15 protein-coding genes are annotated in these 18,940 nt (G+C 43.0%); 2 read left to right on the forward strand and 13 right to left on the reverse strand.

Annotated elements, in window-relative coordinates; genetic code table 11:
* Positions 1-121 precede the first annotated feature (121 nt).
* From selB to uraD, 11 genes are all read right to left on the reverse strand, one after another.
* Positions 122-2,005: a selenocysteine-specific translation elongation factor gene (selB, locus tag EV146_RS04090; protein WP_132002212.1), complete on the reverse strand. Its 1,884-nt coding sequence runs from the start codon at positions 2,003-2,005 to the stop codon at positions 122-124.
* Between the two features lie 75 nt (positions 2,006-2,080).
* Positions 2,081-2,884, reverse strand: a complete 804-nt coding sequence (gene coaW, locus EV146_RS04095) for a type II pantothenate kinase (RefSeq protein ID WP_132002215.1) — start codon at positions 2,882-2,884, stop codon at positions 2,081-2,083.
* 506 nt (positions 2,885-3,390) lie between these two features.
* On the reverse strand, positions 3,391-6,528 hold the full coding sequence (locus EV146_RS04100; RefSeq protein WP_132002218.1) for an AAA family ATPase: 3,138 nt from the start codon (positions 6,526-6,528) through the stop codon (positions 3,391-3,393).
* Entirely contained in the window at positions 6,525-7,670 is a 1,146-nt protein-coding gene (locus EV146_RS04105; RefSeq protein ID WP_132002221.1) for an exonuclease SbcCD subunit D, read from the reverse strand. The genes EV146_RS04100 and EV146_RS04105 overlap by 4 nt, the downstream gene beginning before the upstream one ends.
* A 424-nt stretch (positions 7,671-8,094) precedes the next feature.
* The gene (locus tag EV146_RS04110; RefSeq protein ID WP_121613335.1) at positions 8,095-8,295 is read right to left on the reverse strand and encodes a cold-shock protein; all 201 of its coding nucleotides are present in this window, start codon (positions 8,293-8,295) and stop codon (positions 8,095-8,097) included.
* A gap of 554 nt (positions 8,296-8,849) precedes the next feature.
* Positions 8,850-9,287, reverse strand: a complete 438-nt coding sequence (locus tag EV146_RS04115) for a Fur family transcriptional regulator (RefSeq protein ID WP_132002224.1) — start codon at positions 9,285-9,287, stop codon at positions 8,850-8,852.
* A gap of 69 nt (positions 9,288-9,356) precedes the next feature.
* On the reverse strand, positions 9,357-10,706 hold the full coding sequence (gene hemA, locus EV146_RS04120; RefSeq protein ID WP_132002227.1) for a glutamyl-tRNA reductase: 1,350 nt from the start codon (positions 10,704-10,706) through the stop codon (positions 9,357-9,359).
* 97 nt (positions 10,707-10,803) lie between these two features.
* Positions 10,804-11,343 carry a thiol peroxidase gene (gene tpx / locus EV146_RS04125; protein ID WP_132002230.1) on the reverse strand — a complete coding sequence of 180 codons (540 nt, stop codon included), beginning with the start codon at positions 11,341-11,343 and terminating at the stop codon, positions 10,804-10,806.
* Between the two features lie 29 nt (positions 11,344-11,372).
* Positions 11,373-11,735 carry a hydroxyisourate hydrolase gene (gene uraH, locus EV146_RS04130; RefSeq protein WP_132002233.1) on the reverse strand — a complete coding sequence of 121 codons (363 nt, stop codon included), beginning with the start codon at positions 11,733-11,735 and terminating at the stop codon, positions 11,373-11,375.
* Positions 11,735-12,709: a factor-independent urate hydroxylase gene (gene pucL / locus EV146_RS04135; protein ID WP_241993799.1), complete on the reverse strand. Its 975-nt coding sequence runs from the start codon at positions 12,707-12,709 to the stop codon at positions 11,735-11,737. Before pucL ends, uraH begins: the two co-directional genes overlap by 1 nt.
* Positions 12,710-12,721: 12 nt before the next feature.
* Positions 12,722-13,195, reverse strand: coding sequence for a 2-oxo-4-hydroxy-4-carboxy-5-ureidoimidazoline decarboxylase (uraD, locus tag EV146_RS27780; RefSeq protein WP_241993800.1), 474 nt, complete (start codon positions 13,193-13,195; stop codon positions 12,722-12,724).
* 258 nt (positions 13,196-13,453) lie between these two features.
* Here uraD and EV146_RS04140 point away from each other — a divergent pair, with 258 nt between their 5' ends.
* Positions 13,454-14,641, forward strand: a complete 1,188-nt coding sequence (locus EV146_RS04140; protein WP_132002236.1) for a PucR family transcriptional regulator — start codon at positions 13,454-13,456, stop codon at positions 14,639-14,641.
* Positions 14,642-14,685: 44 nt separating this feature from the next.
* On the opposite strand, the gene EV146_RS04145 is transcribed toward EV146_RS04140, so the two are convergent.
* A complete protein-coding gene (locus EV146_RS04145) occupies positions 14,686-15,879 on the reverse strand; it encodes a PucR family transcriptional regulator (RefSeq protein ID WP_132002239.1) in 1,194 nt (397 codons plus the stop codon).
* Between the two features lie 339 nt (positions 15,880-16,218).
* On the opposite strand from EV146_RS04145, the gene EV146_RS04150 reads away from it, so the two are divergent.
* A complete protein-coding gene (locus tag EV146_RS04150) occupies positions 16,219-17,595 on the forward strand; it encodes a nucleobase:cation symporter-2 family protein (RefSeq protein WP_132002242.1) in 1,377 nt (458 codons plus the stop codon).
* Positions 17,596-18,044: 449 nt separating this feature from the next.
* Here the strand turns inward: EV146_RS04150 and EV146_RS04155 are convergent, their stop codons facing one another.
* The gene (locus EV146_RS04155) at positions 18,045-18,911 is read right to left on the reverse strand and encodes a class II fructose-bisphosphate aldolase (protein WP_132002245.1); all 867 of its coding nucleotides are present in this window, start codon (positions 18,909-18,911) and stop codon (positions 18,045-18,047) included.
* Between the last annotated feature and the right edge of the window lie 29 nt (positions 18,912-18,940).

Genomic DNA, 18,940 nt, shown 5'->3' on the forward strand with positions numbered 1-18,940 from the left:
TTCGAAGATTACTGTGTGTTAATACGCTAGTTAATTGAAATGTGTTTTGAACTGTAATTCAGCTTCTGCCTTAAAAATTTTGTACTCGGAACCGAACCCATTAAGTTACAAATCTGCTGCATTATTTCTTCCATATCCTTTTGTTTTCAACCCGCCTTGTAACACCCAGCGCATCCAGCCGTTCCAGGAATGGAATCATATATTTACGGGAAAGATTCACGGCTTCTTTAGCTTCACCCACTTCAAACTCGCTTCCAGTATGATTCCTTAGGGTATCCACCGCTTCCCTGAAGTTGTCAAAATGCCAATAATATTGCTCATCCAATGAAACGATATATTTCTGCTCTTCCAAAAAGCGCACCAGTTCGGCTGAAAGACTTTCCGGTATCCCGGCACTATTTAAATAATCGCGAAGATGGCGGACCTTGAAGCCATCTCCCTTTAACTCCTCCAGTAAATTATCCGTCCGTTTGTCCCAGCTTTTTGGAACGTGAGGCTTAAAGCTTTCGAGCGAGACAAACTGTTCTTTTCGATTAAACATTCTCTTCTGTAATCCATTCTCAATTACAAATTCAGCCAGTGATTTTGGAACCTGTTTTTGTATTCCCTGAAGGAGCTCTGCTTTGTTTATTCCTGGACGCATGGGATGCTTTTCATGAAAAGACTTCAGTTTGTCAACAATGTCTTCTTCGATTAAATCGACCAGACTGGCAAGCGTGTATTCTTTCGAATTAAACAAGAGAAACTTTTTGCTCTGAAGGTTGTCCAGCAGTTCTTGCTCTTCCAGCGCTGTCCTTTTAATCAGTTCAGAAAGTGTAAGTCCTTTTGCTTCCAGCAAGGCTGCTTCTATTCGTTCCTCAGGTGTGCCGGCCTTTTTCTTTTCCAATTCGGCAATGGTCCCTTGGCCAAACCGGTATTTGTTTCCTCTGGGGTCAATAACCCAGCCCCCGCCAATTGTCTCCTGAGGGCTCGGCCGCCGGATAATAAACCGGTCGCCCCTCTTTGTTACAATTTCCTCTTCCAGGCGCAGCTGGCAAAGAACCTCGCCATTTTCTGATTGTAACTCATTTCGGTCGAAGAAGACGATTCGCCCCATTACTTCTGCAGTACCAATATGGCATTTTATAAGGGTACGCTGTTTGACCAAGTGTTCTAGATCTTCGACTACAGTGATAGCGACATCTATGGTTTTTGTCACAATAAAATGCTGAGATGAAACAAGCACATTACCGCGCTCTACGTCTTCCCTGGACACTCCCGAAAGGTTAACCGCGACTCGCTGCCCGGCAAACGCGGATTTTGCAGGCTGATGATGTACCTGGAGCTGCCGGGCACGAACTTCTTGGCCTTTCGGCATCACCTGCAGAGCCTGCCCTTCTTCAATGCTTCCTTCGTACACTGTTCCCCTTACTACTGTACCTTGCCCTTTTACAGTAAATACCTGATCAATCGGCAAACGAAAGGCCCCGCGGAATTCACGGACTTCCTTTGTTTTTAATGTATCTATAATGAGGGATTTAACATCCTCTATTCCTTTTTTTGACAGGGAATCCACCATAACCACCGGCGATGTCTCAAAAACCGTCCCCGTTAGTTCCCCTAAAATATCATCCTTGACTAGTTCTATAAATTCTTCGTCCACTCTGTCAATCTTGGTGATCGCGACAATCCCGGATTGGATACCCAGAAATCCCAAAATATCAAGGTGCTCCCTTGTCTGCGGCATGACACCTTCATCGGCAGCTACCACCAGTACCACCAGGTCAATTCCTGCAACACCCGCGATCATCTGCCTTATGAATCGTTCATGTCCTGGAACATCGATAACAGAAACCTGGATTTCCTCATCCTCATATAAAGGAGCAAACCCAAGTTCGATTGAAATTTGACGTTCCTTTTCTTCCTTGAGTCGGTCGGTATCTACATTCGTCATCGCTTTTGTCAGCGAAGTCTTGCCATGATCAATATGCCCGGCCATTCCTATCGTAAAATATCTTTTTTCCAAGTTGACACCTTCTTTAATTAGCTTACCTCTTTAACTTTATACTGAATCCGTTAGGAGTTCAAGAATCATGGCAGACTACATAATTGCCCCCAAAGCTCCGCAATATTCTCCTTTTTCAAGGAAGTCCGGCTGGAGTCCCGCCATTTTGGAGAGCTCCACTAAACCGTCCTGCAGCGGGGCATTCCCAGCAAGTGTGCTGCCTATATAAATAATATTTTTTACCCCGTGAAGCTGGGCAGTCTGTTTGGTTAAAAGAATGATGGTTTCAGCAACCAGGTTTAATGCCGAAGCTGACATGTCAGCTTCCTTTAGATTGGATGAGAAGGATGCTTTTGCAAAGTTGGCTGCTGTCAGATTTCCTTCCAGAGGAGATATCTCAGGAGGGTAAATATCTTTTACTAAAAGATCCACTTTCTCCTTTTCGCCTGCCTTGGCAAGCTCAACAAGCTTTTGAAAATCGTTGGCCCCTGCCACGATTTGACCTAATCCCATAAAAGTTCCACCGCCAATACCACTGCCAAGAATTCGTTGATCCTCTTTCCCATCTACCAAATACCAGGAGGTTCCTGTCCCGATATTGACCAGCATAAATGGCTGGTCAACTTTTTTATTCTCTATATGTAAAAGAAACCTCGCCCCTGCGCAGGTTGCCTCAAATTCAGGAATCACTCTCGCTGAAGGAAAAAATTTATTTTGGAGTACATGGGCCCTGCCACCAGTTAATCCGACCGAAGCCCCCTGAGCCATAAAGGAAAGCCACCCCATGGCCTCCTCCATCTGGGTAACTGGATACTTTTTATAATGATATTGTCCCGCTTCCTCAATGGCCATTTTAAGGAGAGATCCCCCAGCATCAATTCCGACCCTTCTCACTCTCATTTCAAGCCTCCTTCACAATCATCATCAAAAACTTATTTATCGTATATTTTTTCTGGAGTCCTAGTGAAATTATCGTTATCATTGAATAGTTCGATAACCTTGGCTTGTATTCCTTTTTATGAGGCAGTTCTGCTTATATTTTTATTATTATAGGGGGCACCCTGGGTAACTAGGAAACCATTTTATTTTCCAAACTGAAGGTGATATTGTTCAAATTTCTGATTCCCCTAACTCTCTCTTTTATTCTCCAAAGTACCGCCTTTATTTTTCAAATCCCTCAGTTTATTTTTCAGGCAGGGAACCCGGGCACCTGCAGAATCTTTTATTTTCCAAACTGTAGGTGATATTGTTCAAATTCCTGATTTATTCTCCAAACTCTCTCTTTTATTCTCCAAAGTACCACTTTTATTTTACAAATCCCTCAGTTTATTTTTCAAGCAGACTCCTCGCTGATCATGGAGCATACAAAAGAGCCCTGCAGCAACATGCAGGGCCCTCATTTTTTCTTAACTGTTCAGGAAATGAAACTTAGTTTTGCTTCCTGATTGGGTTGCGGTTACTTCCAGTCTAACATCAATTCTCTCTTTCAGTTCGGGTACATGGGAAATGATGCCGACAAGCCTTCCGCTGCTTTGAATATCAATTAAGGTCTCAATGGCCTGGTCCAGGGATTCGGGATCCAGGGTGCCAAATCCCTCATCTATAAACATCGTTTCAAGAGAGACACCGCCTGCATAGCTTTGAACAACATCGGCCAACCCTAGGGCTAAGGAAAGGGCTGCTTTAAAACTTTCCCCGCCCGAGAGTGTTTTCACATGGCGTTCCTGGCCAGTATACTGGTCAAAAACAAGCAGTTCAAGACCGCTTTGGGCATTCCCCTTTGATCGGTCGGTCTTACGAAGGAGACGGTATCGGCCACTTGTCATTTTGGCCAGCCTTCCGTTGGCTTCGCGTAAAATATCGTCCAGGAAAGCACCCAGAACGTAGCGCTCAAAAGTAATCCGGTGTGTGTTTTGTCCCTTGGATACTTCATATAAATGGCCTATCAGCAGGTATCGTTCTTCAAGCGTCTTGATGCTCTCATTAATTCTCTCGACAGTGGAAATAATATTTTCATTCTCCCGCTTCTGGATATAGATGTTCTGATACTCTTCTGTAAGCTGGGACAGTTTTGTATCGAGGTCAGCCAGGCTGGATTTTAAGGATACCAGATCAGGCTTTTGGATGTCTTTTAAGATTCTAGAATATTCTTCTTCCCGATCCGAAACAGAACGGAGCTCTTCACGATAACGGCTTACAGAGTTTTCCAAGTCCTCAATCTCGGCATCGGTCCGTTTTGCCTGGTTGTACTGTGGATAATTTTCAAAGCCTTGATGAATCATGCTGGCCCTAAAGCTTTCCCGTTCCTCGGCAAGCTTGTCCTTAATTTCCTTCATCCGCTTATCGGCTTCCTCTACCCTGGTGTTTTCAGCATCAAGCAGTTCCTTTGCGTCCTGATAAAGCTTTTGTGCCTTTTCCAATTCCTCGGCCAGTTTATCCACACGGCGTCTGGCAAACTGAAGCTGTTGTTCAAAAGCATCCCATGATCGGAGGTTCTCTGGAATTGAATCTGTCATTCTGGAAAGAGTCGTTTTCTTTTCTGTATATTGAATCGTGATATTTTGGAAATCTTCCTCCAGCTTTTTTATTTTTTCCAGATGGCTGATTCTTTTCAAATCTGCTTTTGTGATTTCTTCCTTTACATGCCCAAGCCTCTTAACCTTTGCAGCAAGTGCTGCCTGCAGTTCCAACAGCCTGTTTTGGTCACCCTTTACAGAATCTATGGCAGCATCAAGCTGTTCCTCCTCAAACCCGGGACGGATGTTCTGCAATTCATCAAGCAGTTCCCGGCCGGTTTCCCGGAGTGCTTTTAAACTTGTGCTAGATTCAATATAATCCTTGTCTGCTTTCCCTTTCTCCTTTTCAAGCTGCCCCGCCTGCTCTCTGGCAATCTTTAAATCTTCTTGTGTTGGAAACTGCCCCTCATTGCCTGAAGCTGGTTTGGGATGGTGCTCCGAACCACAGACCGGGCAGGCCTCATCTGCTGTAAGTGTGCTGGCAAGGACCGCTGCCTGAGAATGAAGCCATGTTTGTTCCAGTTCCCGGACTAACGCTTTACCGTCCTGCAGCCTTTCTTCGGCTTTTTCATACAGGGCTTTCTTTTTTTCAAAGTGGTCAGAGGCTTGTTTAATTCGCCCTAGTTGAGAACGATATTTGGACAGTTTGTCCAGTTCAGCCTGGAGCTTTTCCAGATTTCGTTCTACCTCAACTGACTGGAACTGAACTTTTTCGATTTCCTCTTTTTCACTGTGGAGGTTTTTTAAGTTTTCTTCCAATTTAATGGTTTCTGTATCATACAGCTGCTTTTGCCTTTTTACATTTTCAAGGTACTGGTGTAATTTCCCCGTTTCCATTTGCAGACCTGCGTATGCTTTTACATCTTCCTTAATATGCTCCAGATGATTGATTGCATCAGCAGCTTCCTTGCGTTCCTGTTCCCTTCCCGTCTGTCTGTTCAGCTCTTCTTCACATAAAATTTGTTTCTGTTTAAGTGCCTCTATGCGATCAGACATGACCGAAATTCTTGCTTGAAGCTGGTCTGAATCCTGTTTTAGGCGGTGACAAAGCTCTTCCTGGCTTGCGAGAAGAGCAGCCTTATTGGCAAGCCTTGCTTCCCGCTCCTTCTCATTAAAATACTCTTTTTGTTGTTCAAGAGCCGCTTTTTTCTGTGTAAGCTCCTCTAATGCCTTCATTTGTTTGATGATTGTTTCGGCTTCAAAAAGTTTTTGCTGAAGCTGGTCCCGTTGATGCTGCAGGCGATTACGACCTACATTTAAAGATTCCAGCTCTTCCTCCATCGCAGCAATTCCTGCTTTTATAAGGGGAACCATCAAGGCATCATTCATGTTTCCGGATTCGAGATAGGTTTGCAATTCTTCATTTCCAAAGGCATGTACTTTTTTTAAAGCGGAGTTTCTTTCATCTGCCTGTGCCTCAACGAGCTTCTTTAGTTCCGTTGCTTCTACCTTAAGCCTTTCTTCAATTCGTTTATAAATTTCCGTGTGGAACAGCCTTTGAAGAATAACTTCTTTATCTTTGCTGTCAGAAGTAAGCAGCTTTCGGAATTCTCCCTGAGGAATCATAAGGATTTGCCTGAACTGATTGCTGTCAATGATCATGATTTCTTTAATTTTCTCATCCACATCACGTACATTAGCTGCAAGCAGCTGAGATGATCCATCATTCAGAAGATACAGCTCCGCTTTCGCACCGACAGTGGTGAACCCATCTCCCCGCTCCTTCTTTTTTTCCTGCTGCGGTGAGCGTGTGATGCGGTACGTTTTATTCCTGAGCGAGAAATCAAGGGAGACTTCCGTCAACAATTCATCCCTCGCGAACTGGCTTCGCAAATCGGGGCCATTTCTGTCTTCGCCGCTTGCTTTCCCGTAAATGGCATAACTGATTCCATCAAATATAGTGGTCTTTCCGGAGCCCGTTTTCCCGGAAACAACAAACATTGTCCGGTTTTCAAGTGTAGTAAAATCAATGGTTTCACTTTCTGCATATGGCCCAAAGGCCTGCAATGTGAGCTTTAGCGGCTTCATTTGAGTCCCTCCTCTTTCAGGACCTTGTTAATTATTCCAGCCATTATCTCGCGTTTCTCATCAGTAAAATCTGCTGTCGTCATCTGGCTGTAAAATTGTGCAAATAAATCGAGCTCCGATTTTTTTTCTTCTCTAGCGGTTGCAAAGCTTTTCAGTTTTTTCTGGTCAATGGTTTCAATCTTCCGTTCAAGATGGAGAACATTGGGATAAATCTGACGCAGTTTTCCAATCGGGTCAATTAAAGACCCGTCATCGAGAAGAGTTACTTTCAAATAGTCTTCCGTATTTTGATTCTGGTAAAAGTCCGGATCCAGAAGCTGCTCTAAATATCCTTCTACCTCACGCATATCCTGGCGGGGAGCGAGCGTTCGGTATCTGATCCCAAACTCGCCTTTCTCATCCATCTCTATAATGGAAATAGATTTTCGCTGCTTCGCTTCTGAAAAAGAATATTTCATCAGTGAGCCAGAATACTTTATTTTATTGTGGCGGATGGCATCCGGGCTGTGCAGATGTCCAAGCGCGGTATAGGAGAATGGGGCGAACAGGTCGGATGTAACGCACCCGGAACCGCCAACAGACAGTGTCCTTTCTGAATCGCAGGATTCTCCTCCCAGCACAAATGCATGTCCAACCAAAACATTGGGCTCGGTATGATCCATTGTTTCTTCGATCCTTCCGATGACAGACTTCATGGCATCCTGATGGGAATGGATCGATTCATCATCCAGCAAATGGCGGACAAGACCGGGTTCTGCATATGGAACCAGATGAAAATTCACTCCATTGATTCGCACTGGATGAAATTGATTTGTCAGCTTTCCTGTCAGGTAAAAATGATTATGGCGATACCAGGAACTTCCGAAAGATAATCGTTCCGCACTGTCATGGTTTCCCGCTATTGCCACTATTGGTATATTAAGTTCAACATTAATCTTGAACAGGACTTCGTCAAGGAGCTCAACTGCTTCTGTCGGCGGTACCGATCGGTCATATAAGTCTCCTGCTATAATCACAGCATCTGGCTGTTCTTCCCCTACAAGTTCAATAAATTGATTCAAGATGGCTCTTTGATCGGCTGTCATATATAGGCCGTGGACCAATTTCCCAAGATGCCAATCCCCCGTATGGATAAATTTCATTTTTTATCCCCCTCAAGTTTTTTCCGATAATTGCAATGCTACCATTATAACAAACTGACAGTCATTCACAGCTTGATAAAATCAGGTAACACCAGGAACATTTGTTCCAATTCTAACAACAGCTGTCCAGCTATTCTACCTTTTTTTCCTTTTACTCAGGAACAAATGGTTGGTATGTAGCGCATATCCTTCTATTTTAATATATTGCGATAATGAGTTGCTAATCAAGAGTCATAGCAGAAATTTACATACATGGATGAAAGTTTCTGTCATAGAAGTGAGAAAAAGGAACTATTTCCTGGGAGGGGGAGGCCGGAACAAAAACCAGAACATATCTAATGTCCAGTTAGCTGCTTCTCCTTGATGAAAGCAATAAAATAAAAAGCCCAGCCTGCTGGAGGCTGAGCGGTTAAATTTGGTTGGATTATAGCTTTGTAACGTTAGCCGCTTGAGGTCCGCGAGCTCCTTCTACAACTTCGAAAGATACTTCCTGGCCTTCTTCTAAAGATTTAAAGCCCTCTGACTGAATCGCAGAAAAGTGAACGAATACGTCGTTTCCATCTTCAGCTTCGATGAATCCAAAACCTTTTTCAGCATTAAACCATTTTACTTTACCGTTTTTCATAAAAATAAAATCCTCCTAGATTGGCTTGTACAAGCCGTGTTGAAATTAACCAAATTACGCGTTTAGTTTTACCTGTCGTTCTTCAGTTTATTCCCTGTTTACAGTAAGAATAAACGAAAAGCCATCCTTCTAAATCGTGCAACCGGCTTCTATTTAAAATTAACACTTTCTATAAAAACTGTCAATATAAGCGCTTACATTTTAATCGTTTTTTTATATTCAATCGCTCTGCCTGATAGATGCTTTTTAGATGTACAGGCAGTCTACCTTGTTCCACAATATCCATTCAGAATGGACTAAAAAAATACAAACAATTGAAAAACTGTCTGTACATTAGATAAAGGCATAAAACTTTTATAATCGTATCGGGTGCCATAGATAACTAAACGCCTTACCCCAATTATTACAGGTCAATACTGCTCTGAGTTTACTCTTGCATATTAATTACGTGCTAATTAATCTGTAAATGAATTTTTATCTAGTTGTTATTTTAAGAGTCCCTGCATTAACTGAACTGGATGAAGACATCCATCTCCCCTTGTTTCTCTTATTGCTCAGGACTGTAAGGGTTCTTGTCCACATTCGGTGCAGATTCCGTAAAGCTCGAATAAATGACCGGATATTTGAAAGTTTGATTCCCTTTGTGCGGCTTCTTCTAATCGGTTGAGTTCAGGGAGCTCGAAATCGTCTATCTTTCCACATTCAGTACATATGACATGATAATGCGGCCTTGTTCTCCATTCATATCGGCTGCAGCTCTGGCCAAAGATTAGTTCCTGAATCAAGCCCTGCTCCTTTAGGAAATTCAGATTATTATAAACAGTCGTATTGCTTATGTTAGGTAATTTTTTATTTAGTTCTCTGTATATTTCTTCAGCTGTCGGATGGGAGTTTGAGGTGGTCAGATACTCCATAATTGCTAGTCGCTGCTGTGTCATTCTGATTCCCGGTCTTCTTAACAAACTAATACTTTCCTCTACCACTACATTCATGTTTGTCCACCTCTATCTTTTGATTTGGATAACAGGAAAGTCCATCCTGTAAAATGGCTACCCACTCAATCATGATTTTACAAGGTGAGAGTGCAGGAAATTTCTGCTTTCTTCTACTATTATTCTCTCATCGTGTTTCTCAAACGGCATATTAGTTGAAAAAATTGTGGCAAAAATATCAAACAATTGCTCCTTTTCTATTGAATCTCCACTTGCAGCCAGTTCTTTCATCGCGATAATGAGACCGCTGAGGAGCTGATTACCCGGCATTTTCGAGTACTTTCGTATAATCTTTCGTTCTCGTTCGGAAAGGCTTGGCAGCTTGTTCTCGATATGCTTCATTGCCTCATTATGTATACTTAATGACATATTCGTTAAGGCTGAAATCAGCGGGATGACCGACTGTGTTTTAAGCCAAAGTTTATACTCAGAAATTTCATCTTCAATCATTTGGACAATTTTTCGTGACTCCCGTGCACGTTCCACAAGGTTCGAGTCAATCACCCCTTGTAATTCATCCACATCATACATCTTGACCCCCTCAAGGCTCGCTGCACCCACCTCTGCACTCCTCGGTACCGAGAGATCGAACACCAGGAGTTCTTTTGTCGGCTTCGCTTTCATCACTTCTAGGAAGACTTTCTTTGTTAAAAGCGGACTCTCTGTGCGGATAGCGCTTATAATGATATCGGTCTGGATAACAGCTTCCTTCAGCCTGTCAAACGGCACAGCTCTCCCCCTGCATTCCTGGGCAAGACACTCCGCTTTTTCATAGGTCCGGTTGACAATAATCAAATCCCGAAGTGCAAGAGCAGCCAAATTCTTGGCGGCAATCCTTCCCGTTTCTCCCGCACCAAGCACCAAAGCTGTTTTATTTTCAATAGCAGGCAATTTCTTTTTCATCAGCTCTGTTGCTGCATAACTGATAGAAACCGGTCTATGTCCAATCCCAGTTTCTGTGTGCACTCTCTTTGCCAGGACAATTGCCCGCTTAAATAAAGAGTTGAAAATCGTCGACGTTCCTCCGCTTTGCTGGCTTTCAAAAAATGCAGTTTTTATTTGCCCGAGAATCTGCGTTTCTCTCAGGACAAGAGAATCTAAACCGCAAGTCACTTTAAACAAATGGCGGTAAGCTTCCTCATCTGCCTTTTTATAAAACAAATCCAAAATTTCCTGGGCTTGTCCACCAAACCAAGTGGAAAGAAATGACTGAACCCGGGACATTCCAGTGCGGATACACTCCACTGCCACATATACTTCGAAGCGATTACACGTATTGAGAATTACGCATTCCTTGACACCCTTTATTTCTCTTAAACTTTTCAAACATTCATGCCGTTTCGTTAAATCCTGATTAAAAGATTCCCTGATCTGGACAGAAGCTATTTTATGATTAATCCCTATTGCTATTACATGCATAAACAGCCACCTCTTCTGTTCCGACTGAATGGAAGCAGGAATGCAAACTTTGGTGAAGCATTCCTGCCTGATTCTATCAGCATTTCATTTCTGTCATTTAATAGGCAGAAGCTTTATTCTCGATTACTTTCCAAGCTGCCTGTATGGCACTAGAATAATCAGGATGGTTGGTAACCTCGGAAACATACTCTGCATACACAACGGTGCCTTCCGAATCGATGACAAAAACGGACCGGCATTCCAGCCTGTGTTCCTTGATATAAGTTCCGTATGCCAGACCAAAGGACATATCAAGATGATCAGACAGAATTGTAATTGAATTTGCGCCTGAAGCTTCACACCATCTGTTTTGTGCAAAAGGAAGGTCAGCACTGATCGTCAGAACTTCAACACGATCGCCTAACTTCATTGCTTCTTCATTAAACCTCTTCGTCTGCAGATCGCATACTCCTGTATCCAGAGAGGGAACGGTCGTAAGCATAATGACTTTCCCATTAAAATCCGATAAGGTTGTCTCCATGCGATCCCTTGTCATTACTTTAAAATCTGGCGCTTTATTCCCCGGCTTAATTTCAGGGCCGATCAGCGTAACCGGATTGCCCGCCAAGGTAACGGCGCCCGTACGTTCTTGTGCCATCCAACTAGTCTCCTTCTCAATCTATTTCCCTAGCTTCCCCGATAAGTGCTGTATCCGCCTGGTGCGACCAGAAGAGGAACGTGATAATGTTCTTCTTGGCTGCCTATTCCGAAGCGGATGGGAACCTTATTTAAAAACGGAAGCTGGGCAGCTGCATTTAAGGGTTCCTGACTTAAATATTCACCGACATGAAATACCAGTTCATATTCTCCCGGGTTCATTTCTTCCCCGCGGAGAAGCGGGGAGTCTACTCTCCCATCTCCGTTGGTAAACACGGTCTTGATTAAAGAACGTTCTTCCTGATCTCCCAGTCGCCACAAATCAATTTTTATTTCTTTGGCGGGCAAACCTTTGGATAAATCAAGTACGTGTGTGGTCAATTTGCCTTCCATTACTGGATAGCCTCGGCCGCTTCTTTTTCTTTTTCTGCTTTAAGATCTGCCTGGGTCACTTCAAAGCCCTGGAAGCCGTATGGAGGGCGCGGTTCCTGGTAGACACTGCCTTTTGCATTAGGAATCTCCTCGACAACCGTCTCCCAAGTACGGTTATTGGTCTTAAACTGGATGTTTTTCAGCTGAGGGAAACGGTCAAGAATCCTTAACCCAATTTTATAGATCAGCTGTTGAATGGACTTGTTATCCAATTCATGGAATACCGTGTTTGCAATATCGGCAATTTGTTCGGAAGCAACATACTTTTCAGGATTTGCCCCTGAGGCATCCTCGATATTCTCATACTCCCAGTCGAAATCGAGGTAAATAAAGAGAGGTCGGTCAAAAGCTTCAGGAAGTGTGGTGTATTGATCACGGATGAAGCCATAAAACGAACTTCCGCTGACTTTGATAAGATGCACATCTCTGATTCCGCTAGTATGCTTGACAACTTTATTACCAGTGCCGGTCCTGACTACCTCGATTGTTGTTGTGGCATATTCATTTCTGGATTTTTTATAAACCAGGTGGCTTTTGTCATGTCCGGTGCCTGTTGGGACAAGAACATGTTCAAATGGCATTTCGTTTGCTGTAAGCTCAACGGCATCGACATGGGCATACTTGTCCAGGAAGCGATTACAAATAAACTTAATAAATGATTCAGCTGTATTTCCTTGGAAATTAGCCATCTCGTACTGGATGAAATTTTTCATTGAATCGGTAGCAACCACAAGGCTGTTATCCCCTTCAGTAAAAGAAGTGAGGAAGGCATCGCCTTTGAGGGCGATCTGGCAGTTGAAGCCAAAAATGGTATTGTCTCTTTCATTAAAGCTTGATTCAGGAATCTGCCTAAGCCCTTTAATATTTGGAACATACGTCCTGTATACAAAGACATCGCCTTTCCCGTAAAGCATTGTTCTTTTACCATTAGTCATTTCTTTTTCCCCCTAATTATTATTGATAAAATCAGATAGTCTGTTTTGGGCAATACAGTTAATTTGCTTAATTGCCTCTGCCTTTTCACTTTTTTCGTTCAGCTGGATTCGCTGCTGCATTGCTTCTTTAATCAGATGTTTGTTTAATCCTTTTACTGCAATAATGAATGGAAAACCAAATTTGTCTTTATAATTTTGATTCAGCTGGAGAAATTCGATGTATTCTTCTGAGGTGAGTGTGTTCAGGCCTGCTGCTGTTTGTTCTTTGACTGATGCATCAGCCATATCAATGCGTGCAGCCAGGTCGGGGTGGGCTTTTATGAGATGAAGCTGTTCTGATTCTGCTGCACTCTGGACAATCAGGGCCATTGTGTGCTGAAGATGTTCAATGGACTTAAACGGTTTACAGCACCATGCACGTTCAGCAACCCATGGAGAATGCTCATATACCCAGCCGAGGGCATCCGTAAATTCGCTCTTACCCATATTATTGAGCTGCTCTAGGCTTATTGTTACTGTTGTCAGTTCTGCCTCCTCCTTTACCGGTATTTTTTAATTTCAAATGTTTTGAAATTTAAGTTAATTATATTGGCTATTGTGCTAATACGTCATTAGCCGAAGAAGCCAATAATCCAGGATCTTCATTGTGCGCTTAGCACAACAGCAAATGATTAATCTGGGAATCCCTATTGTCTCTTAAAGGGAATTCCGCTAAATTAAAAATAAGACTGGAAGGTGAACTAGATGAAGTTGACAGTAGCAAAGGCATTGGAAATCCCATCAGTAAGCGAGTGCAAGGTTATCGGGGGCAAAAGTGGTTTGAGCAGGCCGGTTGATTCTGTCAATAGCTTTGATGCACCCGATGTTGTCTCCTGGCTGAAGCCGAATGAATTAGTCCTTACCACCGGTTATGTCTTTAACAGCAATCCGGATCTTTTGCTCAAGCTAGTGGAAGAACTCGCAGCTAAAGGATGTGCCGGTTTAGGCATTAAATCTGAAACCATTCCGGATTCTGTCATTAGGCTTGCGGACAGTGCCAATCTACCTCTCCTGAGAATTCCTGAACAATTTTCCTTGGCTGATATCATGACCCCGCTTTTAAGGGAATTGGTTGCCCGGCAAAAACAAAATGAAAATTTTCACAAAAACACCCAGTTGCTTTCCAGGATCATTAGCGGAAATCCATCCGATTTTGAAATATTTACTCAAGAAGCAAAGAGTCTGGGTCTTTCCCGAAACAGCGGCTATATGTGCATTCTTCTAAAACTTTTCGGGCATGGAGGTAAAATTGGCCGTTCTCAGCTTTTGCTGCATACCGAACAAATGGTTTGCCATCTTGGAATAGGAAACTCTATCTATGGCTGGGTCCATAGCGACATGATCCTTATTTTAGAAAATAAAAATCAGATAAATGAAAATCAGATTAATGCTAAAGCTTACAGGCTGTCCGAGGAACTGGATGAGTTCATTTTGGAACAATATCCAGGAATCAAGCACTCCATCGGCATAGGTAACCACCACATAGGAATCGATCAGATTACCAGAAGCTTTTCAGAAGCGTCAAAAGCGATCCATATAGGGAATTGCGTGGAAACAGGAAAGAGAATGTTTTCTTTTAAAGAAATGGAAGCAATTTCCCTGCTCCAGTATTCTCCGCCCGAGGTTCTGGAGGATTATGTTTTCCGCTGCCTGTCTCCATTGCTGGTGCATGATCAGACTCACAACACCGAACTCGTCCGTACACTTGATGTCTTTTTACACTCTCTGCTCCGCCCTGCCGAGACAGCAAGAGCATTGGGAATCCATCGGAATACTGTTCATTTCCGCTTAAACTGCATCAAAGACATTCTTGAAAATGATTTAATTGAATCAGCCTATCTTTTCAGACTGCAGCTTGCTTTGTATGCTATGAAGCTGTTGGGAAAGACATAAAAAAGACCACTGTTCAGTTCAGTGGTCTTCCTTTCATATTAGAGTCAAAGGAGCTTCGCGGCCCGGATGCTTAGCTGCAGGTGAAACCACTGGTCTTGTTCCTTAAGGTCGATTGCCAATAATTCCTCAATCCGGGCCAATCTGAATTTAACCGTATTGCGATGTACATATAACGCCTTGGCCGTGTCTTCGATTTTCCCTCGCGCTGAAAAAAAGACATCAAGGGTCTTTAGAAGTTCTCCACCCGTTTCACGGTCATACTCAAGCACAGGTCGAATGGTTGACTCTACATAGTCGGTCAATGTATCCCTTGAAACCTGGCTAATTAATTGGTAGGCCTCCAGATTGTGAAATTCATGGATTGTAGTCCTTTCGTGCGAGTGAACTTTTGACCCCAGGAGAATGGCCCGGCTGGCTTCTTTAAATCCTGTCTCCATTCCTGTTAAATCCTTTTTCTCCTTACTGACGCCAATTGAAAATTCAAGATAGGGATATTCTTTGGAAAGATCCATTCGCAATCCATTCGCGAACTCTTTTATTTCTTGTCTTCTATCACGAACATGCAGGTTTCCATCTCCCTGAAGGATCAGAGCAATGCCTTTATGATCAACGACCCAAATCCGGAAAAGGTCTTTCTTGGCTGCTGCAAAATGAAGGATTTCCTCGGGGCCTATGGAGGATATTTCCTCCCCTGAGATTGGTTGTTCTGTTAAAAGCAGGATACTGTAAGGATAAGAAGAATTAAATCCAAGACTGGACAATTTTTTAAAGTCTTGTTCTGCAAGGCTGGCCTTTCCGTCAATCAAATCCTTAAAAATGGAAAGGTCACTTTTGCCATAATCTCCTTCGTCCTCTCTGTTGACAATCTCATGTGTAAACGTGACCAGCAAATCAGATAAAGCTGCCTCAAAGGGAATTTCTATTAAAGGAAGCCGATATCGATTGGCCTCCTGAATCATTTCATCTGGAACAGCGGATATAAACCTTTTCAATTTTATGGCCAGACCTGCGCATCCTCTTTTGGCAAGTTGTCTAACCAGGCGGGTTTGTGCATCAAGGTCGTCTTTGAAAACATAACCAGTCGTAAGCAGGAGATCTCCCCTCTTGATCCAGGATGTATCGGGATGATCCATAATACTTACAGAAGTGATGACCCTGTTAAGTCCCTGTTCCCCGGCAATAACTTTTCCCTCTGCTAAAACAGGCATACTTAAAGCATTTTGAACAGTAAAACTCATCAGTTACCCCCCTAATTAATTATCATTATAGACTTTAAAAAGGAAAAAGGATATTTAATCTAACACCATTTTATTTGGATTAATTATTAAGTAAGTATTACTTTCAAAGAATATTCTAAATTTTTTAAAAATTGTTCTTGATTTAGTTTTTTCGGGATGATAACATAAAAAACGTAGTTACCTATTTGTAAATCGCGTTCCATAATAAGCAACGATATACTACTTCCTTGCAGGGATCGCTTTTTTACAAAACTATTGATTGGGAGGAGGATCGTTTTTTGAAATGAATAAGTGTAATCTTTACTTCAGGCTAACCATTCTTTTATCAGGGAGGAAATTATGGAGAATCTTAGCAAGTTAAAAATGCTGATGCTTGGCTTCCAGCATGTTTGTGTCATGTACGGAGGAGCCGTAGCTGTCCCACTTATTGTCGGTCCTGCAATTGGATTAACCCAGGAACAAATTGTCATGCTTATTTCTTTTGATTTACTTGCTTGTGGAATTGTAACATTGATTCAGGTAATCGGAGGCAAAGGAATTGGCATTCAATTGCCAGCTTTGATGGCTGTTTCCTTTATCGTAGTTGAACCGGTTATTGCGATCGGCAAGGTTCATTCCATTACGGGGGTCATGGGAGCGGTAATGGTTTCCGGTTTAATTGTTGCCTTAGTGGCAAAGTACATTGGCAAAATGGTGCCTTACTTTCCGCCAATTGTGGCCGGTTCCGTCATTCTAATCATCGGCGTTTCACTTATGCCTGTAGCAATGAGAAATGCAGCTGGTGGAGCCGGATCACCAACCTTTGGAGACCCTAAAAACCTGTTCCTGGCAGCTTTCACTCTTATGGCCTTTATTCTGATCAACACACTTTCAAAGGGATTTTTGAAAGCGGTTTCTGTATTAGCTGCAATGGTTTTAGGCACATTGCTTGCAGGCATCATGGGAATGGTCGATACTTCTGGTTTTTCCCAGGCAAGCTGGTTTAATATGCCTGCTCCATTCTATTTTGGAATTCCTACATTTGATGTGTCGGCCATCATTACCATGTCCATTATTTCACTGATTATTGCAGTCGAAAGCATTGGCGTTTTCATGACGCTTGGAGAAGTATGCGATAGGGATATTAAAGAGGATGATGTTGCAAAAGGTTTGCGTGCCGAAGGTGTTGGAAGTATGATCAGCGGTGTTTTCAATTCATTCAGCCACTCTACTTTTTCACAGAACGTAGGGCTGGTCCTGTTAACCAGGGTAACTCAGCGATCCGTTGTCATAACCGCGGGCGGGATCCTCATCTTACTCGGTCTGGTTCCTAAGGTAGCAGGACTTACCACGATGATTCCCGCGCCTGTGCTGGGCGGGGCCATGATCCCAATGTTTGGGATGCTGCTGTCTGCATCTCTTGGAATGATTGCCAAGGCAGATTTAAAGAAACCTTCTAATCAGATTATCATTGCTTTGGGAGTTGGTGTCGGCCTGGCAGTAAAAGGAGTTCCGGAAGCTTTCGCAAAATTTCCGGAAACAGTCCATTTAATCGCCGGAAACGGGGTGGTAATGGGGACATTTGTCCTGGTGATCCTGAATGCAATTTTGAATGGCCGGTCGAACAAGTCCTACCAGCATACACTTTCAGCACCACCTGCACAGGAGAATTTGGAATTGGCTGCTGCAAAAGAGGAAATTGAGCTAACAGACGTTCCGCCGACTGCTAAAATATAATACCCTTAGGAAAATAGCGGACTAGGCAATTCCCTAAGGGCGAGTGTTGGCTAAGGCAACCAACATCATCTATTATAACTGGAATCATGTGATAAGGAAATGTTAAACAGCAATTTCTTGTCCTTCTTCCAACGAAAGCCCCGAAACCTAATCGTTTCGGGGCTTAAACTGCGGATAATTTTTTTGTATCGCAGTCTTCTTTTCTTGCAAATAGGGCCTGTTGCCTTCGCTTTGCACGAGGCTGGCGGTGAGCCACAGGAGAGTTCTCTCCTTCCACTCCAATCAACAGGATGTACAAATTTAATAGAGCAGTATAAATTCAGCCTATATTAAAAATTTAATAAAGGGCTAATAAAAAACAAAAGGGGATTGTAATGTAAGCATTACAATCCCCTTTTGTCCGCGAACTTAGCCCCGAAGCGAACATCCGGGGCATTGTTATATGGATCTTAGTTATTCGATGCTAATAAACCATTTGAAAACAGGAGAAGGTACTTCTCCATCACAGTTATCATGGCCGCCTGCATGTCTTTATTTACAACCGATAAATGCGGTAAAGCTCCCTTAGAAGAATGATCCTCCAGGGTCTTCCTTGCATTCTCCACCGCTGCGATTGAAACTTCCGTATTGATATTAATTTTCCTGATTCCGCTGTTAATGGCAGCGAGAATGAAATCCCCAGGAGTACCTGAGCCGCCATGGAGTACCTGGGGGATATCGGTGCATTCCCTGATTTTAGAAAGTCTAGCCAGGTCAATGTTGGGCTCAGCTGCATACATCCCATGCACCGTCCCTATCGCCGGTGCTAGAAAGTCAATCTTTGTTTCCTCCACAAAGAGCCTCGCCATTTGTGGATCGGTAAGAACATTTTCGGCTGCTTCTTCATCAGAATGCTTCCCTATTGCAATCGAACCGAGCTCAGCCTCTACTGAGACCCCTGCTCTATGCGCCACCTCGACTATTTCTTTTGTTTGTTGGACATTCTCTTCAAAAGGCAAATGTGACCCATCAAACATGACGGATGAAAACCCTGCACTTATAGCTTTTTTAATAGACTCTTTTTTATAAGCATGATCCATGTGAATGCTGACCGGTACAATGGCTTTTTCAGCCCGGACCCTGGCCATTGCTGCAAAGACATCAATATCGATATAGTCCAAGTATCGTTCGGCCAATGCCAGGATAACTGGAGTATTCGCTTTCTCAGCTGCTTCGACAGCAGCATTGACCGTCTCCCAATTATAGACGGAAAACGCAGCTGCTGCATAATTATGTTTCTCTGCATCAATTAAAATATCCATCGTATTTAATAGCATACTTACCCCCACGTTCACAATTTGCAAGT

The sequence above is a fragment of the Mesobacillus foraminis genome (assembly GCF_004340465.1).
GTDB classification, from domain to species: domain Bacteria; phylum Bacillota; class Bacilli; order Bacillales; family Cytobacillaceae; genus Mesobacillus_B; species Mesobacillus_B foraminis.

Excerpts from the sequence above, each read along its gene's own strand:
- coaW (WP_132002215.1), bottom strand. The coding sequence starts at position 2,884 with ATGAGAGTGAGAAGGGTCGGAATTGATGCTGGGGGATCTCTCCTTAAA.
- EV146_RS04100 (WP_132002218.1), bottom strand. The coding sequence starts at position 6,528 with ATGAAGCCGCTAAAGCTCACATTGCAGGCCTTTGGGCCATATGCAGAA.
- EV146_RS04105 (WP_132002221.1), bottom strand. The coding sequence starts at position 7,670 with ATGAAATTTATCCATACGGGGGATTGGCATCTTGGGAAATTGGTCCAC.
- EV146_RS04110 (WP_121613335.1), bottom strand. The coding sequence starts at position 8,295 with ATGAAAAACGGTAAAGTAAAATGGTTTAATGCTGAAAAAGGTTTTGGA.
- EV146_RS04115 (WP_132002224.1), bottom strand. The coding sequence starts at position 9,287 with ATGAATGTAGTGGTAGAGGAAAGTATTAGTTTGTTAAGAAGACCGGGA.
- hemA (WP_132002227.1), bottom strand. The coding sequence starts at position 10,706 with ATGCATGTAATAGCAATAGGGATTAATCATAAAATAGCTTCTGTCCAG.
- tpx (WP_132002230.1), bottom strand. The coding sequence starts at position 11,343 with ATGGCACAAGAACGTACGGGCGCCGTTACCTTGGCGGGCAATCCGGTT.
- uraH (WP_132002233.1), bottom strand. The coding sequence starts at position 11,735 with ATGGAAGGCAAATTGACCACACACGTACTTGATTTATCCAAAGGTTTG.
- pucL (WP_241993799.1), bottom strand. The coding sequence starts at position 12,709 with ATGACTAATGGTAAAAGAACAATGCTTTACGGGAAAGGCGATGTCTTT.
- uraD (WP_241993800.1), bottom strand. The coding sequence starts at position 13,195 with ATGGGTAAGAGCGAATTTACGGATGCCCTCGGCTGGGTATATGAGCAT.
- EV146_RS04140 (WP_132002236.1), top strand. The coding sequence starts at position 13,454 with ATGAAGTTGACAGTAGCAAAGGCATTGGAAATCCCATCAGTAAGCGAG.
- EV146_RS04145 (WP_132002239.1), bottom strand. The coding sequence starts at position 15,879 with ATGAGTTTTACTGTTCAAAATGCTTTAAGTATGCCTGTTTTAGCAGAG.
- EV146_RS04150 (WP_132002242.1), top strand. The coding sequence starts at position 16,219 with ATGGAGAATCTTAGCAAGTTAAAAATGCTGATGCTTGGCTTCCAGCAT.
- EV146_RS04155 (WP_132002245.1), bottom strand. The coding sequence starts at position 18,911 with ATGCTATTAAATACGATGGATATTTTAATTGATGCAGAGAAACATAAT.